Below are 19351 nucleotides of genomic sequence, written 5' to 3'. Positions count from 1 at the left end.
GTGCGCCCCGCGCCCGGGCACGCCCGCCCGGTCCGCCCTTTTTGCTCTCCCGCCGCCTCCGCCATGCCCCGACTGTCCTTCTTCGTGCGCTTCATCACCATCGGCGTGCTGCTGCACGTCTATGTCGGCTTCCGGCTGATCCCCGACCTGCCGGTGCCCGCGGCCGGCAAATGGCTCGCGGCGCTGTGGCTCGTGTTCTCGTGCCTCGTGATTCCGCCCGGCATGCTCGCGCGCACGATCAAGCGCCAGCCGCTCGCCGACCGCCTTGCCTGGGCGGGCATGCTCGCCATGGGATTCTTTTCGTCGCTGCTGATGCTCACGATCCTGCGCGACCTCGTGCTGGCCTCGCTGATGACGGTCGAGGCGATCTGGCCGCGCGCCGTGAATCTCGTGGACTGGCGCACCGTCAGCGCCGCCGTGGTGATCGGGCTCGCGCTGCTTTCGAGCGCCATCGGCTTCTTCAATGCGCGGCGCCGCGCGCCGGTGCGCACGGTGGAGGTGCCGATCCGCGGCCTGCCCGCCGACCTCGACGGCTTCACGATCGTCCAGTTGAGCGACATCCACGTCGGGCCGACGATCAAGCACGATTACGTCGAGGCGATCGTGCGGGCCGTGAACCAGCTCGACCCGGATATCGTCGCGATCACGGGCGACGTGGTGGACGGCAGCGTCGCGCAGCTTTCGCGCCATACGGCGCCGCTCGGCACGCTGGCCGCGCGCCACGGCGTATATCTCGTCACGGGCAACCACGAGTACTACTCGGGCGCCGACGCCTGGGTGGCCGAATTCCGCCGCATCGGCCTCACGGTGCTGATGAACCAGCACGTCGTGATCGAGCATCGCGACGCACGGCTCGTGCTGGCCGGCGTCACCGACTACACGGCCGGCCATTTCGACCCCGCGCAGCGCAGCGACCCGGCGGCGGCGCTGGCCGGCGCGCCGGCGGACGTCGATACGCGCGTGCTGCTCGCGCACCAGCCGCGCACGGCCCACGCGGCGGCCGATGCGGGCTTCACGCTGCAGCTCTCGGGCCACACGCACGGCGGCCAGATCTTTCCGTGGAATTTCCTCGTGCGGCTGCAACAGCCGTTCACGGCCGGGCTCGCGAAGCTCGGCAGCCTGTGGGTCTACACGAGCCGCGGCACGGGCTACTGGGGGCCGCCCAAGCGCCTCGGCGCGCCTTCGGAAATCACGCGCGTGCGCCTCGTGGGCACGAACTGACCCGCGCGGGCGCCCCGCTCCCGCGTCCTTCTTCGTTCCCCGCCGCGCCACGGCGGCCGCTCGCCTGAGCCTGCCTGCGCCGCCCCGGGCGGGCGAGCCGGTATCATGAGTCCGACGCGCCCCATTTTTCTTCGCCCGGACCCACAGGAACCCCTTGCCCATGGACGGCAACAAGCCTCTTCACCAGACAGCGTTCTACCTGCTGCTGCTCGCAGTTTCCGTCGCGCTCTGCTTCATCCTCGCGCCGTTCTTCAGCACCGTGCTGTGGGGCGCCATTCTCGCGCTCATCTTCCAGCCCGTGCAGCGCTGGCTCGTCGCGCGCCTCGGCCGCCGGCGCAATCTCGCCGCGCTCATCACGCTCACGCTCTGTCTGCTGATCGTGATCCTGCCGCTCACGCTGGTGGCGGGCACGCTGATCCAGCAGGTGGCCTACGCCTATGGCCAGGTCCGCTCGGGCAGCCTCGATATCGGCGCGTACTTCAGCCAGATCGTCCACGCGCTGCCGCAATCGCTCCAGAATCTGCTCGCCCGCTACAACCTCATGGACCTGCCCGGCCTGCAGCAGCGCCTCTCGGCCGGCGCCGCGCAGATCAGCCAGTTCATCGCCACGCGCGCGCTGAGCCTCGGCCAGATCACCGTGCAGGTGGCCGTGAGCTTCTGCGTGATGCTCTACCTGTTCTATTTCCTCGTGCGCGACGGCCGCGAGATCTCGAAGCTCGTGCGCAGCGCCATTCCGCTCGACGAGGAGCACAAACAGCATCTGATCCGCAAGTTCACGACCGTGATCCGCGCGACGGTAAAGGGCAACCTGGCGGTGGCGTTCGTGCAGGGAGCGCTCGGCGGCATCGCCCTCGCCGTGCTCGGCATTCAGGGCGCGCTCCTGTGGGGCTTCGTGATGATGCTGCTCTCGCTCTTGCCCGCCGTGGGCGCGGCGCTCGTCTGGGGGCCCGTGGCGATCTACTTCTTTTCGACGGGCGCCGTGGCCAAGGGGCTCGGCCTCGTGATCTTCGGCTCGCTCGTGATCGGCACCGTCGACAACGTGCTGCGCCCCGTGCTGGTGGGCAAGGACACGCGGCTGCCCGACTGGGTCGTGCTGATCTCGACGCTCGGCGGCATCTCGCTCATCGGCATCAACGGCTTCGTGATCGGGCCGCTCATCGCCGCGCTCTTCATCAGTTGCTGGGACCTGCTGCGGCGCGACCAGATCAGCCAGGAAGCCGGAGGCAAAGCCGACGACGGGGACGCCGGCACGGCGAATTAAGGCGAGACGTGCAGCGGCAGGCCCGCGCGGCCGCGGTGCTCGGCGTCGGTCACGACCGGCGCACTCGTCTGCACGCCGTCGACCGCCACCGAGAAACCGAAGGTATTGACGCCGTCCGCGCTGCGCACGAACACCGTGCCGCCGTGCATCTCCGCCACCGCCTTGACGATGGAGAGCCCGAGACCGTGATTCTCGTGGCTGTTCGAACGCGCCTCCTGAATGCGGTAGAAACGGTCGAAGATATGCTCGCGCACCACCGGGTCGAGCGGCTCGCCGGGGTTCGACACGGCGATCTCCACGTGGCCGTCCTGCGGCGCGATGGTCGCCTCGAGCGCGGTGCCGGGCTGCGAATGCTGGATCGCGTTGACGAACAGGTTGCTCACTGCGCGGCCGATCAGCGAGGTGTTCACCCACGCGCGCGCATCGCCCTGCACCTGCACGCGTAGCTGCGCGTCTTCGAGCGGCATTTCGAGGAACTCCAGCATGCGCTCCAGTTCGGCGCGCAGCGACACTTCGGTCAACTCCGTCGCGCGCTCGCCGCGGTCGCTGCGCGAGAGGAACAGCATGTCGTTCACGATCACGCGCAACCGTTCGAACTCCTCCAGATTCGACTGCAGCGTTTGCCGCAGTTGCAGCACCGAGCGGTCGCGCGTGAGCGCCACCTGGGTCTGGCCGATCAGGATGCTGACCGGCGTGCGCAGTTCGTGCGCGACATCGGCGTTGAACGATTCGAGCCGCTCGTAGGCCTTGTCGAGCCGCTCCAGCGCGCCGTTGAACGAGGTCGCCAGTTCGTGCAGCTCTTCGGGCAGCGCATCGTCATGCAGGCGCTGCCGGCGGTTCGAAGGACTCAGTTGCGCGGCTTCGCGCGAGAGCCGCGTGAGCGGCGCGAGGCCGAAGCGCGTCACGGCCCGGCTCAGCAGCGCCACCGCGATGGTCGAAGCCGCGATCAGCATGCCGAGCACGAGACCGAAGCGCCGCAGCATCTGCTCGGTGCGCTCGCAGTCGCTCCCGACGACCAGCGTCACGGCCGGGCGCTCGCCGCTCGCGGGCACCATGTAACTCGTCACCACGATGTCGTAATCAGCGCCGGGCGGGCGGATCAGTTGATGATTCGGCCCGAGCGTGTCGGTCACCGCGCCGGAAATCGGCGTGCCGAAGCGAAAGCGCGGATCGGGGCCTTCCACGTAGTAGTGCATGCGGCTGTCCGCCGGCGAGAGGTCATGCAGCTTCTCCTGCACGAAGGCCCACTTCTGCACGTCCGGTGCGTGCAAAACGATCAGGCTCGCAATGCGCGCCCGCGTGTCGAGCGTCTCGCGCAGCTCGTCCATGAGCTGGTTGCGCATCAGCAGGAAAAGCCCCGTTCCGGTCAGCGTAAACACGACGAGCGATACCGCCGCGAACATGGCCGAAAGCCGCAGCGAGATCGAGTGCTTCATGACGGCTGCCCTCCCTCCTCGCGCACTTCCAGCACGTAGCCCATGCCGCGGATGGTATGCAGGAGCTTGCCCGCATGCGGACCGTCGAGCTTCGCGCGCAGCCGTTTGATCGCCGTTTCGACCACGTTCGCGTTGCTCTCGAAGTTCACGTCCCAGACGAGTTCGGTGATGAGCGTCTTCGAGAGGATTTCGCCGCGCCGCCGCGCGAGCACGGAGAGCAGCTGGAACTCCTTCGCGGTGAGGTCGAGCCGCACGCCGTCACGCGTGGCGCGGCGGCTGATGAGATCGACCTGGAGGTCGCCCACCGAGATCAGCGTGGACTCCTGCGAACGCGCGCGGCGCGTGAGCGCGCGTAGCCGTTCGACCAGCTCCAGGAACGAGAAGGGTTTCGTCATGTAGTCGTCGGCGCCGTCGCGCAGGCCGTGCACGCGGTCGTCCACGCGGTCGCGCGCGGTCAGCATGATGACGGGCGTGTCCTTTTTCGAGCGCAGCGCGCGCAGCACGCCGAAGCCGTCGAGCTTCGGCAGCATCACGTCGAGCACGATCACGTCGAAGTCGTACTCCGTGGCCATCCACGCGCCTTCCTCGCCGTCCATCGCCACGTCGACGATCCAGCCCTGCTCGCTCAGCCCGCTGCGCAGGTAGTCCACCACCTTGCGCTCATCTTCGATTACCAATACCTTCATGCCCGTTTCTCCCTCTTCGTGCGGTGCCGTGCAGCGCTGTGCGGCTTGCCGCCCGCTGCCTTCGCCGCGCCGGACGAGGCGCTACGCGAGGTCAGCTTTTTCCGCCCACAGCCGCCAGCGCGGCTGCGTTCCCCGTTGCAGGCACGACGCGCGTGCCCTGCGTATCCTGCATCTCCTGCGCACCCTGGGTGCTCACGGTGCCCTGTGCGCCCATCGGCACCGCGCGGCACGTGCCCGCGCTGCAGGCCATTTCGCGTTCGTCGGCGCTCCAGCCGCCGCCCAGCGCCTTCGCGAGGTAGACCACCGTCGCGACCTGCTGACCGTGAATCTGCACCTCCGTGCGCTCGCTGGCAAGTAGTTGCTGCTCGGCGGTCAGCACGTCGAGGAAGGCGACGAGGCCGCCCTGATAGCGGTCGTTCGCGAGATCGTACGATTGGCGTGCATCATCCACGGCCGCCTGGCCTTCGGTCGAGGCGCGCTCCAGCACGGACAGGCCCGTTACCGCATTTTGCACCTCCTGGAACGCGGTGAGCACGGTTTGCCGGTAACTGGCCTCGGCCGAGACATAACCCGCCTGCGCGTAATCGACGCCCGCCGCGCGCTTGCCGCCGTCGAACAGCACCTCGCTTGCGCTGGCGCCGAGCGACCACATGAGGCTCGGCACCGAGAAGAGCGAGCCGAAGCGGGTGGACTCCCAGCCGATGCTGGGCGAAAGCGTGATGTCCGGATAGTAGGCCGAGCGGGCCACGCCGATCTGCGCATTGGCCGCGGCCATGGCGCGTTCGGCCGAAGCGACGTCGGGGCGGCGCTCCATCAGTTCGCTCGGCAGGCCCGTGGGCAGAGCGGGCACCGGCAGCGGCGTGACTCTCGGCTCGATCGCGAATTCGGGCGCGGGCTTGCCGATCAGCACGGCAATCGCGTGCTCGTCCTGCTGGCGCGTGTTCACAAGCAGCTCGGCCTGGGTCTTCGTGGCGTCGAGCTGGGCCTTCTGCTGCAGCAGGTTGAGGCCCGAAACGGCGCCCAGGTCGTGCTGCGCGGTGACGAAGTCGAGCGCCTTTTGTTGCAGCGTCACCGACTGGTTCACGACGTCGATCTCGTCGTCGAGCTCGCGCAGCGCATAGTAGTCGGTGGCGAGTTCGGCGGTCAGCACGAGGCGTACGTTCGCGAGGTCGTCGCCGGCCTGCTGCGTGGAAGCCTGCGCCGATTCCACCATGCGGCGGATGCGGCCGAACAGATCCAGCTCGTAGCTGATCGTCGGGCCGACGGTGATGTCGTTGCGCACCGTGGACATATTCGGCGTGGTGTAGGTCAGATCCGGCCGGTTGGCCGGAACGCGCGCGCGCGCGAGGCCGCCGTCGAGCGTGACCTGCGGCGCCTGCTGCGAGGACACCGAAGCGAGCGTCGCCCGCGCCTGGTCGTAGTGCGCGACGGCCACGCGCAGCGTCTGGTTCTCCGCCAGCGCCTGAGTTTCGAGGTCGTTGAGTTCGGCGTTGTCGAACGCCTTCCACCACTGCGGATCGAGCGGCGCATGCGAGGGCTGTGCCGCGCGCCAGTACGAATCGGCGGGATCGACACGCCAGGCGGCCGGGCTGGCCGTTTGCGGCGCGTGGTAGTCCGGCCCCACCGTGCAGGCGGCAAGGGACGTTGCAGCGAGCGCCGCCAGCCCCGCGCGGACGCGCGTGGAGAGCCGGGTCTTTGCGTGATGCTTCATGCTCACGTCGTGCCTCGCCCGGCTGCGGCGTTCGCCTCGGCGGCACCGCTTGCACCACCGCTTGCACCACCGCTTGCGCCACCGTTAGCCCCGCCATTCGCGTGCGGCGCCACCACCGTCACGCTGTCGCCATCGGCGATCGAATCGCTCGGGTTCAGCACCACGTGGTCGGCCGGGGCGAGCCCGTGGCCGATCACGAGCGTCTGGCCCAGGTCCTGCGCAATCTCGACCGGCTTGAGCCGGATCTTGTTGTCGGCGTCCACCACAGCCACGCGCGGCCCTTCCGCGCGGAACAGCAATGTGTTTCCGGGTACCGTGAGGAGTCCCGCGGAATCGGTCTTGAGCGAGGCCTGCACATAGGCGCCGGGCAGCAGCTTGCCATCGTGGTTGGGCAGCGTGATTTCCACCTGCAGCGTGCGCGTGGCCGTATTGATCGCTTCCGAGGTGCGCGTGACCTTGCCCTCGAACGTCACGCCCGGCATTTCCTGCTGCGTCACGCTCACCGGCTGGCCGACGGCCACCTGTTGCGCATAGGTCTGCGGCACGTCGATATAGAGGCGCAGCGGATCGGCCTGCGCGATCGCGAAGAGCGCGTGGCCCGCGCCGCCGTTGCCCGCATTCACGAGGTCGCCGATATCGACGTTGCGCTGCGTGATGATCCCGGTGATGGGCGCGACGACGCGCTGGAAGCCCTTCGTCTCCGTGAGCCGGCGCACGTTGGCGTCGGCCGCCGCGAGGTTGGCCACGTCCTGGTTGTACGCGCCCTGGCGGTCGTCGAGCTCTTGCTGCGAGACCGCATCGCGCGTGCGCAGCTGTTGCGCGCGGTCGAACGAGGTCTTGGCGAGCGCAAGCGTCGAAGCGGCCTGCTCGCGCTGGGCCTGCGCCTGCGAAAGCTCCTGGTCGATCTCGGGCGTGTCGATATCGGCCAGCACCTGGCCTTGCTGCACGTGCGCGCCGATATCGGCATACCAGTGCAGCACGTAGCCGTTCGCGCGCGAGTAGATCGGCGCCTCGACGTAGCCGCGCAGCGTGCCGGGCAGCACGATGCTGGCATTCGCGCCGGCCGCCACGGGCTGCACCACGTTCACGAACTGCTTCGCGTTTTGCTTCGTGACGTCCACGAGGCGGTGCGAGCTCGTGAAGTTCGAGACGATCGTGCGCACCGCGCCGGCAGCGAGCAGCAGCGCGACGACGATCACGGCCACGCGCGCCCGCTTGCCGGCCTGATGGCGGGCGGGCAGATCCATGCCGTGCTGCGTGCCGCCGACGGCGATATCGAGAGAGGAGTGATGATGGGGTTCGTTCATGTCATCAACCAGGTAGGCGAAGTAACCGTATAACGTGCCGCCGCGAATCAACGCAGCCCGCGCCGCGCTTCGCGTTCGCGCTTTTGTTCGGCGCGCCGCGCGAGCCGGCCGTGCACCGTGGCAAACATCAGCGGCACGAACAGCAATGTAGAAACCGTAGCAAAGAGCAGGCCGCCTATCACGGCGCGGCCGAGCGGGGCGTTCTGCTCCGCGCCTTCGCCGAGACCCAGCGCCATCGGCACCATGCCGATCATCATCGCGAAGGCCGTCATGAGCACGGGGCGGATACGCGTTGCGCCGGCCTCGAGCGCGGCCGCGAGCGGCGTCGAGCCCGCCGCGAGCCGCTGGCGCGCGAACGCCACGACGAGAATACTGTTGGCCGTCGCCACGCCCACGGTCATGATGGCCCCGGTGAGCGCGGGCACGCTCAGGTGCGTGCCGGTGATGAACAGCATCCACGCGATGCCGGCGAGCGCCGCGGGCAGCGCGCTGATGATGATGAGCGGATCGGCCCACGACTGGAAGTTCACGACGATGAGCAGATAGACGAGCACCACGGCCATCGCAATGCCCACGCCCAGGCCGATGAACGACGATCGCATCGTGCCGATCTGCCCGCGCATGGTGATGGTCGTGCCGCGCGGCGCATGCGCCTGCACGTTCTTGATGAGATCGTCGATACGCGAGCCCACGCTGCCGAGGTCGCTGCCCTCCACGCTCACGAGCAGGTCGATCACGGGGCGGATATTGTAGTGCGTGACGATGGCAGGCCCCACATGCGGGCGCAGTTGCACCAGGTTGCTCACGAGCTGGATGGGCGCATTCGGCCCGGCCGTCACCGGCGTGCCCATCACCTCGTTGATCGAGGCCTCGCGATACTGCGGTGTCTGCACGGCGAGCGGATATTCCACGCCGTTCTGCGGGCTCACCCAGAATGCGGGCGCCGTCTGCGAGCTGCCGGCGAGCGCGATCAGCACGTCCTGCGCGACGTTCTGCGGGCTCAGGTTCACCTGCTGCATGCGCGTGCGGTCCATTGCCAGCGTGAGCTCCGGCTCGTCGTTGCGCTGTTCGATGTGCGCATCGACGGCGCCGGGCATCTGGCGCACTTCCTTGAGCAACTGGCTCGCGAGCGCCATGTTCTGGCCCAGGTTCGTGCCCACCACCTGCACGTCGATCGCGGCAGGCTGACCGAAGTTGAGGATCTGCGTGATGATGTCCGCGGGCTGGAAGAAGAACTCCACGCCCGGGAAACGTTGCGGCAGCAACTGACGCAGCTTGTCGATATAGACGTGGGAGGGATCGTGATCGGGCTTGAGCGCGATCTGGATCTCGCCGTCGAGCGTGCCGATCGTGCCCGCGTTGCTGTACGAGAGGTTGATGCCGCTGTACGGCAGGCCGAGGTTGTCGACGATCGTTTCGAGCTGATCGGGCGGCACCACCTGGCGAATGGTGCGCTCCACCTCGTCCGCGAGCCGCGCCGTTTCTTCGATGCGGTAGCCCGTGGGCGCGCGCATGTGCAAACGGATGTTGCCCGAATCGACGCTCGGGAAGAAGTCACGGCCGAGGAAAAACACGAGGCCGAGCGAGAGCAGGCAGAACGCGAGGAAGCTGGTGCCGAACACGCGGCGGCGCGCGAGCAGCAGGCTCAGCAGTGCGATGTAATTGGCGCGCACGCGCTCGAAGCCGTGGTTGAAGCGCTCGTGCATGCGCGCGAACACCGAGCGCGAGGCGCCTTGATGCGCGTGGCCCGCTGCGGCGACGTCAGGGCCGCCGTGCGTGAAGAGCAGCATCGCGAGCGTCGGCACCAGCGTGCGCGAGAGGATATACGACGCGATCATGGCGAACACCACCGCCTCGGCAAGCGGCACGAACAGGAAGCGCGCGACGCCGGTGAGGAAGAACATCGGCACGAACACGATGCAGATACACATCGTCGAAACGAGGGCCGGCACCGCGATCTCGCCCGCGCCTTCCAGGATGCCGTCGTGCAGGTTCGCGCCGAGATGCAGGTGGCGTTCGATATTCTCGATCGTCACGGTCGCGTCGTCCACCAGAATCCCCACGGCGAGCGCGAGGCCGCCGAGCGTCATGATGTTGATGGTTTCGCCGAGCGCGAAGAGCGCGAGAATCGAAGCGAGAATCGACAGGGGAATCGAAACCGCGATGATGAGCGTGCTGCGCCAGTTGCCGAGGAAGATAAGAATCATCAGCGCGGTGAGGACTGCTGCGATCAGCGCCTCGCGCACCACGCCCGCCACCGCCGCCGAAACGAAGATCGACTGGTCGAAGAGCGGCTTCACGACGAGGTCCGCGGGCAGCGTGTCGCGCACCTTCGGCAGCAGGCCCTTGAGGTCGCTCACCACCTGCAGCGTGGAGGCGTCGCCGTTCTTGAGCACCGAGATCAGCACGCCGCGCACGCCGTCCTGGCGCACCACGTTGGTCTGCGGCGAGTAGCCGTCGCGCACGTGCGCCACGTCGCCGAGGTAAGTCGTCGCTCCACTAATCGTCTGCACGGGAATGCGGTTCAGGCCCGCGATCGTGTCCGGCGAGGCGTTGGTATCGACGCGATATTCGGTCTGCCCCATCTTCGCGGTGCCGGTGGGCAGGATCAGGTTCTGGGCGTTGACCGCGTTGACGATGTCGCTGGGCGTGAGGCCCTTGGCGATGATCGCGCGCGTGTCGATATCCACCGAGATCACGCGCGTCTTGCCGCCGTAAGGAAACGGCACCTGCGCACCGGGAATCGTGATGAGCTGCGGGCGCAGGAAGTTCATCGCAATGTCGGCAATCGCCTGCTCGCTGATCGTGCTGCTGGACAGGCCGAGCTGGATCACCGGAATGCTGGAGGCCGAATAGCTGATGACGAGCGGCGGCGTCGCGCCCGGCGGCATCTGCTTGAGCGTGGCCTGTTCGAAGGCGACGGCCTGGGCAATGGCCGTCTGCACGCTCGCGCCCGGCTGCAGGAACAGCTTGATGACGGCGATGCCCGGCAGCGACGTCGATTCGATGTGCTCGATATTGCTGACGGTGGTGGTCAGGCCGCGTTCGTTGACCGAGGTGATGCGGTCGGCCACGTCCTTGGCGGACAGCCCCGTGTACGACCAGATGATGCTGATCACCGGAATGTTGATGTTCGGCAGCACGTCGGTCGGCATCCGCATGAGGGCGAACGGCGTGGCCAGCACGATCATGATGGCCATCACGATGAACGTGTACGGCCGTTTCAGTGCGAGATTGACAATCCACATGTGACTGTTTCAGGCAAGCTTTGAGCTAACGGACATGGAGCATTGACCCGGGATGCATTAACCAGGCGGTGCCGCATGATAGGCAACGGGAGTGGCGCTTTGCTGGCGCCAATATGGCGAAATTGACAGCCAGCAGGCGCCCCGGAAAGGCCGGTTGCAGAACGCGGAAGAATCGCTGCCGCCGCACCGTACAGATGCGTTACAACAGGCAAACGAAAGCTTCGGCGCCGCGCAGGGGCACCGCGGCTACCGCTTCAATCGGACCGGAATGGACGGCTTTCAGGCGCGGCTTCGAGTGCGACTGCGGCCCGGTCTTGCCGGGCCCTCTTGCCGGGCTCTCAGTTGACGAGGCGCAGCCGCTCCGCGTCGCCGCGCAGGTCACGGGCATCGCGGGCGTCGCGTGCATCGCGCGCGCGCAGCGGCACGGCTGCGCCCCGGCGCGGGGGCGGCACGTCGCACGTGGCGAGCGCCGCTTCCTGTTCCGCGAGCACGAGCGGCACCTTTTCGCGCAGGAACTCCACGAAGGTGCGGATCTTGGCGTCGAGATACCGGCGCGAGGCGTAGAGCGCGTAAATATTGAGCTTCTGCAGCCGGTGCGTGGGCAGCACGCGCGCAAGCGTCCCGTCCGCGAGGCCCGGCAGCGCCACCGGCACCGGCAGCGGGCCGATGCCCATGCCCTCGCGGATCGCGAGGGCCAGCGCCTCGGGATTGTTCACCTGGAAGGGCGTGACGCCGGTGTGGCGGAAGGTGTCGCCGTGCGGCCCTTCGGAAACCCACTGGCCCGCCGGCAGGCTCGCATCGGTGAGATGCAGGCAGGTATGGGCGCCGAGGTCGTCGAACGACTGCGGCACGCCGCGCGCGCGCAGATACTCGGGCGAGGCGCACAGGATGGCGGCCGTGCTGCCCAGGTGCTGCGAGATCAGCGCGGAATCCTCGAGTTCGGCGGCCACCACCACCGCCACGTCGAAGCCTTCCTCGATGATGTCGGGCATCTCCTGCGCGATGGTCAGGTCGACGGCGACCTCGGGCAGGTGCTGCTGGTAGCGCGCGATCAGCGGCATCACATAGTGCTGCCCGAAGCTCGTGCCGCCGTACACCCGCAGCTTGCCCGCCGGGTTCGCATGCGCGGCGGCGGCTTCGGCCTCGGCCTGCTCGATGTCGGCCAGAATGCGCTTGCAGCTTTGCAGGTAGCGCTCGCCCGCTTCGGTGAGCGACATGCGCCGCGTGGTCCGGTTCAGGAGCCGCGTGCGCAGACGCGATTCGAGGTCGGTCACGGCGCGCGAAACCTGCGCGGTGGTCATGGTTTCGCTCGCGGCGGCGCGCGTGAAGCTGCCCGATTCCACGACTCTCACGAAGATCCGCATATTGCGCAGCGTATCCATCAGTAGCTCCCGTTCATTCTGCCCACCCTGCCTGTCGTAACACGAATGGCGCCAGTGTGAAGGAGAGGTCGTGGCCACATGCTGACCTCTAAATGACAGCGCCGACAGCTTGGCGAGCCGGGCCGTGCCGCGTATGATCCTCGGCGCAACCGCCGTGCCGCAATGCGGCGCCGTCCCAATGCCCGTATCCCGCGTCACGTATGGGCGACGACGCTTACATGACAAAACGATGACTCTCGAATTCGTCCTGCGCCTGCTCATGGCGTTCGCCTGCGGCGTCGCCATCGGACTGGAGCGCCAGATTCGCCAGCGCACGGCGGGCCTGCGCACGATCGTGCTCGTGGCGACGGGAGCGTGCCTGTTCGTCACGCTCGGCGTGCTGACCGGCAACGGTTCGTCCGGCATCACGCAGATCGCGGCTTACGTGGTCTCGGGGGTGGGCTTCCTCGGCGGCGGCGTGATCATGCGCGACAAGGGTTCTATCCAGGGCATCAACACGGCGGCGACGCTCTGGTGCTCGGCGGCGGTGGGGGTCCTCGCGGGAGCCGGCCACTACGGGCCGGCAGCGGCCGGCACGGTGGCCGTGCTGCTCATCAATACCGCGCTGCGCGAACTGAGCCGCGTGATCAACGCGACTCCGGTGTCGTCTGCCGATCTCGTGCGCGAATACGTGCTCACGGTGGTCTGCCGCGAAGAGGACGAGATCCATATCCGAACCGTGCTCTCCAACTCAATGTACTCGACGCCGCTCTCTTTCCAAAGCCTGACGAGCGAGGATGTGCCCGACCAGCCGCAACGGCTGCGGGTGACAGCAACGGTGCGCATGCATCCGAAATTCCAGTCCAAGCTCGAACTGATGGCGAGCCGCCTGAGCATGGAAAAGGGCGTGTCGAGCGTGAGCTGGACGGCCGCGGATACCGAGGTCGCCCCCGAGTGAGGGGCCGGACGAGCCGGCGCGGCGCCAAAGCTTTCAATTTCATTTCGCCACTGTTGCACATCTTTGAACGATGCGCGGCACTCTTTAATAAGTGTCAATTCTGGGCACGTAACGTGGACGCCCTCCCCACCTTGGTCTAAGCTGCACATCACCTCACATTAATAAAGGGGAGTGCTCAATATGGAACATGGCCTCATCGCCTGGCTCATCATCGGTGCAATTGCGGGCTGGCTCGCCGGCGTGGTCGTCAAGGGCGGCGGCTTCGGATTGATCGTCGATATCATCGTCGGGATCGTGGGTGCGTTCATCGGCGGGTGGCTCGCCGGCGTCCTCGGGATACACATCGGCGGCGGCTGGATCAGCTCGATCATCACCGCGGTCATCGGCGCGGTCATTCTGCTGTTCATCATCCGGCTATTCAAACGCGCGTAGCGGCGCGGCAGGTTTTCTCATTCAGTCCGCGCAAGCAAAAAGGGAGTGCCGTTACCGGCACTCCCTTTTTTTATGGCCGGCTTGCTGCCTGGTTAGCCGTTGACGACGAGGCCGCCTGCGGCCGCGGTGTCTTCGGGCCGCATCGAGCCCGTCTCGTTGAAGCGCAGGTGCATCTCGAACGCCTTCGCGAGATCGTGCGGCGTCTGGCCGCCGTGCTTGAGCGCCGCCTTGTAGTAGTCGCGCAGCAGGTCGCGATAGAGCGGATGCGCACAGCGCTCGATGATGAGCGCAGCCCGCTCGCGAGGTGCCAGGCCGCGCAGATCGGCCAGCCCCTGCTCCGTCACGATCACGTCCACGTCGTGCTCGTTGTGGTCCACGTGCGGCACCATCGGCACGATGCTCGAAATGCGGCCGTCCTTCGCAATGGCCTTGGTCGCGAAGATCGCGCACGCGGCGTTGCGCGCGAAATCGCCCGAGCCGCCAATGCCGTTCATCATGTGCGTGCCGCCCACGTGGGTCGAATTCACGTTGCCGTAGATGTCGCATTCGAGCGCCGTGTTCAGCGCAATGAGACCCAGCCGGCGGATCACCTCGGGATGATTGCTCACTTCCTGCGGCCGCAGCACGAGCTTGTCGCGATAGCGGTCGAGCTCCGCGAGCACCTGGGCCTGGCGCGGCGCGGAAAGCGTCATGGAGGCGCCCGAGGCGAACACCATCTTGCCTGCGTCGATGAGATCGAAGGTGGAGTCCTGCAGCACTTCCGAATACATCGTGAGCGCTTCGAACGGCGAGTTCACGAAACCCGATAACACCGCATTCGCAATCGTGCCGATGCCGGCCTGCAACGGCGGCAGTTGCGCGCTCATGCGTCCGTGTTTGACTTCGTGCTGCAGAAAATCGATGAGGTGGCCGGCGATGCGCGCGGTTTCTTCGTCGGCGGGCAGCACGGTGGAGGGGCTGTCCGCTTCGTTGGTGATGACGATGGCCGCGATCTTCTCGGGCGGGATATCGATGATCGGCGTGCCGACACGATCCTGCACGCGCACGATCGGCAGCGGATCGCGATGCGGGCGGCGGCCCGGAATCCAGACGTCGTGCAGGCCTTCGAGCGCGAGCGGTTGAGCCAGATTGATCTCGACGATCACCTTCTCCGCGAGGATCGCGAAGCTCGCCGAATTGCCCACCGACGTGGTGGGCACGATGCCGCCCGTTTCCGTGATCGCAGCCGCCTCGATGATCGCGAGGTCCAGCTTGCCGAACAGATTGGCGCGCAGCATCTCGACCGTTTCGGAAAGGTGCTGATCCACGAACATCACTTCGCCGCGATTGATCGCACGGCGCAACGTGGTATCGACCTGGAACGGCAGACGGCGTTCGAGCACGCCCGCTTCGGTCAGCATGCGATCGACGTCGTGACCGAGCGAGGCACCCGTCATGAGCGTGATGCGCAGCGGCTCCTTCTCCTCGCGCGCGCGGCGCGCGAGTTCGATCGGCACGGCCTTGGTGTCGCCCGCGCGCGTGAAGCCGCTCGCGCCGACACGCATGCCGTTGCGCACGAGCTGCGCCGCCTCGGCGGCTGTGGTGATCTTCCCGCGCAGGGCGGCACAACGAATACGGTCTTCGTACATCAGAGTCTCCAGAAACATACTGTTCGCCAGCAAGCGCGATTGTCGCGTTCAGTACCGGCTGCCGTACACTGCGGCGTCAACAACACACCTTTGCGGCCACAATGCGCAATGCCGCGCCGCCCTGTTCGAAGGCGCCGCGGCATGGTGGATCAGGCTTGCGCCTGGCTCATCGCGAGCGAATGTCGCGTCTGGGCTACCGGACTTCAGCTACCGAAGTAAAGGTTGCAGAAGCTGGCAGGACCGACGCATTCGTCCTTCTTTGCCGGCGTCACGGCGCGGTGTTGAACCGGTGCCTGCGCAACAGGGGCAGCTTGCAGGGCGGCCTGGGCAACCTGCTGGGAGGCGCTCGCGACCGGTGCTTCGTTCTGTGCGTGGGCAACGGCGGCGGCAAACAGCGAACAGGCAACAACAGCGATCTTCAGGGACTTCATCTTGCTCTCCAGTGCTAACGGGTACTGCTTGAATAGTGCCTCGCAGTGATGTGACTATATGACCCGGTCCCGATTTGATTAAGCAGGCGAGATAGAAGGGATATTTCCAGCGTGTGACAAGATCGCGCGCCGGGGCCGTTGAAAACCCCTGCAATGGGACTTTCAGCGGCTCGCGCGAACGCGCGCCGGACCCCGTGTGGAGCGGCGGCGGGCCAGGGCGCCCGTGGGCGCGTCCCGATCCAGCAGCGCACTGCGGATGAAGTGGAGATGCGAGAGCAAGCGCTGTACGTCATGACGGCGCTCGCGTTCCTCGTGGACCGCATCGAGCGCTTCCTGGGCTACCCCCGTCGCCGCACGCACGGAGATGAGTGCGCGCTCAACCTTCTGGGCGTCGGGCTGCTCGAAGAGCCGTGCGATGTCTTCCTGCACCTGCGCGAGCGCCGGATCCCAACGTGCGTCCCGCGAAGAGAGCCACCCTGCCTCTTGCGCCTCGCAACGCAGATCCAGCACCGCATGCCCCACCTCGAGCGTGACGAGCATCCAGCGCAGCGCGCGCCGATGGGCACGCCGGTCTCCGTTGAGCAGCAGACGCAACTGGTGCATCAGATCGTGCGTGCCCGACTGGAAGCGCTGGCCGAGTCCCGCGAGGTCGCCGCGGCAGGCGATCACCACCTGGCGGCGCAGTTCGGCGCACATGTGGCCGACGAGCCATTTCATGCGCGGCGGAAACACCACCGCGAAGGCGAGCGCCGCGAGCAGCATGGCGGTCACGATCGCAATGCCGTTATTGATGAGGAGATCGGGCGTGTAGGCAATGACGTTGTCGGGGCCGGCCAGCAGGCAGAAGAACACCGAGAAGCCCACGCCGTAGCCCGAGATGCGCGGCCGTGTGGCGAGGAATGCGCCGAGCGCCAGCACCGGCGCCAGCGTGGCGCAGAGAAGCGGAAAGCCATCGATGTCCGGATAGACGTAACAGGTGTACAGATAGCCCGTCACGGCTGCGCAGGCCGCGCCCGCGGCCATCTGGGCCGCCATGCGCGTGGCGTGGGGCGCCGACGAGGTGAGCGCGCAGGCGAGTGCCGCCGCGATCACCGCCATGCCGCCGCTCGGCCAGTCCGTCTCGATCCAGAACCCGCCGAGCGTGGCCACCACGACAACCGTGCGCAAGAACGTGAACGCGACGACATACAAGCTCGTGCGCGGCACGTAGCGCGTCGTGCGCGGCTCCTGCGCGAGGCGCGGTTGCGTCACCGACGCATAGGTGCGGCTGTAGCGAACGATCTCCGACGTGAAGCGCCAGACCAGTTCCGCCGAGGTATCGAAGTCCTGCAACGCGCCGGGCGCCTCCGCTTCCAGTGGACGCCGCGTTTCGCGCACATGGCGCGGCAGCGTGCGCTGCCAGGCTTCAAGCGCGTCTGCAAGACGCAGCGCGTAGTCGCGATCGGTCTCGCCGCGCCGCGGACGCTCGCCCAGCCAGGCAGCCAGTTCGCGAAAATACGAGGCCATCGGTGCAATCGCATCGTTGTCCCGGCCGAGGCGCTTGAGCAGTTGCCGCAGCGCATGCAAACGCGCACACACGTCCATGAATTCGCCGTTCAGGCGGCCGAGCAAGGGACTGCGCGAACGCATGACCGGGTCTTCGAAGAAGGCGAACGCACGCGTCGCCTCGAAGCCCACCACGTCGTCGACGAGACGCGCGAAACGGCCTTCGAATGCGCCCCGCTCCAGCCGGCCCAACAGCACACCGGAGGCGAACGCAGTAAAATCGAGGTAGCGTGTACGCAGGGTTCGTTCGAGCAGCGAGCCGGTCTGCCGGGGGACGATCACCGCGCTCACCATGCCGGAACAGAGGATGCCCACGGCGACCTCCGCCCCGCGGCCAAGTGCGGCGAGAAAGAGTCCGTTGGGTTCCTGCACGAGGGGAACGCCGATCAGCGCGGCGGTATAGCCGGCGAGCACGAAGGCGTACCAGCGGAAATGCCGGTTGCGCATGGCGGCCGCCGTACAGGCGGCGATCCAGCACGTCAGCCCGGCGATATACAGTTCGGGCTGCTGGACGAACACGCCGCCCAGCACGACAGCGGCAATCATGCCGACCGTGGTCCCGATTATCCGGTACACGCTCTTCGCGAACACCATGCCCGAGAGCGGCTGCATCAGCACGAACACGGTGGTCATCGCAATGCGCGGCTGCGGCAGGTCCAGCAGCATTGCAATGCCCATCGCGAGCAAGCCGGCCGTGACCGTCTTGAAGAGATGCAGCCAGATCACCCCGTCGGCGGCGAGCCACTCTCGCAACGCCCGCCGCGTGGCGCGCCGCAGTGCCTGGGTACGCCGGCGCGAGCCGAACGCTCGATGAATCGCATGCTGGCGGGTCATGGGAATGGCACTACGCTCGGGGCTGTTGTGAAGAAGGCCGCCTGTGCGAGACAGGAACCCTGGCGCCGATTGTAGGAGCGTCACCGCGGCGAATTAACGGGACGAACGGGGAACGTCCGTTCCAGATCGCTCAACAATGCCGCAGCTCGCGAGGCGGACAATATCGTTTCTGTGCCGAACAAGAAGGTTTGATGGATACGCTACAAAATATGCGGGTGTTTGTCCGCGTCGTCGAAGCGGGCAGCTTTACCGCGGCAGCCCAGTCGCTCGATTCGACGACCGGTGCGATGTCGCGCGCGGTGTCGGAACTAGAAGCGCATCTGCGCACCCGCCTGCTCAACCGTTCGACGCGCCGTCTCGCGCTGACGCCCGCCGGCGAACGGTATTTGAAACGCTGCACGCAGATCCTTGCCGACGTCGGCAGCGCCGAGGAAGAAGCGAGCGGCGCACACGAGCGCCCCGCCGGCGCGCTGCGCATGCACAGCTTCGCGAGCCTCGGCCAGCAGTACGTGCTGCCCGCCATTTCGCGCTATCGCGCGCTGCACCCGGAAGTCACGGTCGAACTGACGCTCTCGCAACGCATGCCCGATCTCTTCGAGGGCAGCAGCGACGTCTCGGTGGTCACGGCGTCGTCTCTGCCGAATTCGGACCTCGTTTCGCATCAGTTGGGGACGACCTACAGCATCCTGTGCGCGTCGCCCGGTTATGTGCGCACGCATGGCGTGCCGCGCGTGCCCGCCGACCTCGCCCATCATGATTGCCTGATTCTGAAGACGCCGGCGCTGCCCGCGCACGAATGGACGCTCGAGGGCCCGGAGGGGAACGTCGAGATGCACGTGGACGGGCCGGTACAGGTGAATATCGCGGAATCGCTTGCGGTGGCGATCCGCGAGGGCATGGGAATCGGCGTTCTGCCGGTTTATACGGCGATCGAAGGATTGCGCAACGGGACGCTCGTGCGCGTGTTGCCGCAGCACAAGCTGCAGAAGACGAACGTGTATGCGCTCTATCCGTCGCGCAAGTTCGTCGATGCCAAGACGAAGACGTGGGTCGAGTTCCTGCGGGCGCATCTGCCCGAGGTGATTGCTCGCGATATGGCGCTGCTCGAGGAACTGACGCAAGAGCAGCTTGCGGAGGAAGAAGCCTTGGCGGGTTCGGCGATGCCGGAGGAGGCGGTTGCCGCTGCGCCGAAGACAACGCATTAGTAGCGCTGTGTCTCGACTTGTGTAAATGACAAAGCCGTCCCTGTGGACGGCTCTCTGCGGTGGTAGAGCCGCTGGCTTTCCGGGCCG

The 19351-nt window shown here is 66.8% G+C and carries 14 protein-coding genes; 5 read left to right on the top strand and 9 right to left on the bottom strand.

Annotated features, from left to right (window positions below; translation table 11 throughout):
• The first annotated feature begins 63 nt into the window (after window positions 1-63).
• Both U5760_RS27110 and U5760_RS27105 read left to right on the top strand, forming a co-directional pair.
• On the top strand, window positions 64-1221 hold the full coding sequence (locus U5760_RS27110; protein WP_322015383.1) for a metallophosphoesterase: 1158 nt from the start codon (window positions 64-66) through the stop codon (window positions 1219-1221).
• Between the two features lie 160 nt (window positions 1222-1381).
• The gene (locus tag U5760_RS27105; protein WP_322015381.1) at window positions 1382-2482 is read left to right on the top strand and encodes an AI-2E family transporter; all 1101 of its coding nucleotides are present in this window, start codon (window positions 1382-1384) and stop codon (window positions 2480-2482) included.
• Here U5760_RS27105 and U5760_RS27100 read toward each other — a convergent pair.
• The 6 genes from U5760_RS27100 to U5760_RS27075 form a co-directional block, all read right to left on the bottom strand.
• Window positions 2479-3918: a heavy metal sensor histidine kinase gene (locus U5760_RS27100; RefSeq protein WP_322015380.1), complete on the bottom strand. Its 1440-nt coding sequence runs from the start codon at window positions 3916-3918 to the stop codon at window positions 2479-2481. The genes U5760_RS27105 and U5760_RS27100 overlap by 4 nt on opposite strands.
• Window positions 3915-4604: a heavy metal response regulator transcription factor gene (locus tag U5760_RS27095; protein WP_322015379.1), complete on the bottom strand. Its 690-nt coding sequence runs from the start codon at window positions 4602-4604 to the stop codon at window positions 3915-3917. Before U5760_RS27095 ends, U5760_RS27100 begins: the two co-directional genes overlap by 4 nt.
• A 91-nt stretch (window positions 4605-4695) precedes the next feature.
• Window positions 4696-6315, bottom strand: a complete 1620-nt coding sequence (locus U5760_RS27090; RefSeq protein WP_322015378.1) for an efflux transporter outer membrane subunit — start codon at window positions 6313-6315, stop codon at window positions 4696-4698.
• Between the two features lie 2 nt (window positions 6316-6317).
• On the bottom strand, window positions 6318-7622 hold the full coding sequence (locus U5760_RS27085) for an efflux RND transporter periplasmic adaptor subunit (RefSeq protein ID WP_322015377.1): 1305 nt from the start codon (window positions 7620-7622) through the stop codon (window positions 6318-6320).
• Window positions 7623-7669: 47 nt separating this feature from the next.
• Window positions 7670-10870, bottom strand: coding sequence for an efflux RND transporter permease subunit (locus tag U5760_RS27080; protein ID WP_322015376.1), 3201 nt, complete (start codon window positions 10868-10870; stop codon window positions 7670-7672).
• Window positions 10871-11208: 338 nt separating this feature from the next.
• Window positions 11209-12252, bottom strand: coding sequence for a LysR family transcriptional regulator (locus U5760_RS27075; RefSeq protein WP_322015375.1), 1044 nt, complete (start codon window positions 12250-12252; stop codon window positions 11209-11211).
• 229 nt (window positions 12253-12481) lie between these two features.
• Between U5760_RS27075 and U5760_RS27070 the strand changes: the two genes are divergently transcribed.
• Window positions 12482-13189: an MgtC/SapB family protein gene (locus U5760_RS27070; RefSeq protein ID WP_322015374.1), complete on the top strand. Its 708-nt coding sequence runs from the start codon at window positions 12482-12484 to the stop codon at window positions 13187-13189.
• Window positions 13190-13369: 180 nt separating this feature from the next.
• A complete protein-coding gene (locus U5760_RS27065) occupies window positions 13370-13621 on the top strand; it encodes a GlsB/YeaQ/YmgE family stress response membrane protein (protein ID WP_322015373.1) in 252 nt (83 codons plus the stop codon).
• 92 nt (window positions 13622-13713) lie between these two features.
• Here the strand turns inward: U5760_RS27065 and U5760_RS27060 are convergent, their stop codons facing one another.
• The 3 genes from U5760_RS27060 to U5760_RS27050 form a co-directional block, all read right to left on the bottom strand.
• Window positions 13714-15249 carry an acetyl-CoA hydrolase/transferase family protein gene (locus tag U5760_RS27060; protein ID WP_322015372.1) on the bottom strand — a complete coding sequence of 512 codons (1536 nt, stop codon included), beginning with the start codon at window positions 15247-15249 and terminating at the stop codon, window positions 13714-13716.
• Window positions 15250-15452: 203 nt separating this feature from the next.
• Window positions 15453-15680, bottom strand: coding sequence for a hypothetical protein (locus U5760_RS27055; protein ID WP_322015371.1), 228 nt, complete (start codon window positions 15678-15680; stop codon window positions 15453-15455).
• A 162-nt stretch (window positions 15681-15842) separates the two neighbouring features.
• Window positions 15843-18059, bottom strand: coding sequence for an FUSC family protein (locus tag U5760_RS27050; RefSeq protein WP_322015370.1), 2217 nt, complete (start codon window positions 18057-18059; stop codon window positions 15843-15845).
• A gap of 191 nt (window positions 18060-18250) precedes the next feature.
• Between U5760_RS27050 and U5760_RS27045 the strand changes: the two genes are divergently transcribed.
• Window positions 18251-19264, top strand: coding sequence for a LysR family transcriptional regulator (locus U5760_RS27045; protein ID WP_322015369.1), 1014 nt, complete (start codon window positions 18251-18253; stop codon window positions 19262-19264).
• Window positions 19265-19351: the final 87 nt, after the last annotated feature.

Source organism: Paraburkholderia sp. J12 (assembly GCF_905220215.1).
Lineage (GTDB): Bacteria > Pseudomonadota > Gammaproteobacteria > Burkholderiales > Burkholderiaceae > Paraburkholderia.
The sequence above is the reverse complement of the archived record's forward strand: the minus strand, read 5'-3'. Positions and strand labels throughout refer to the sequence as shown.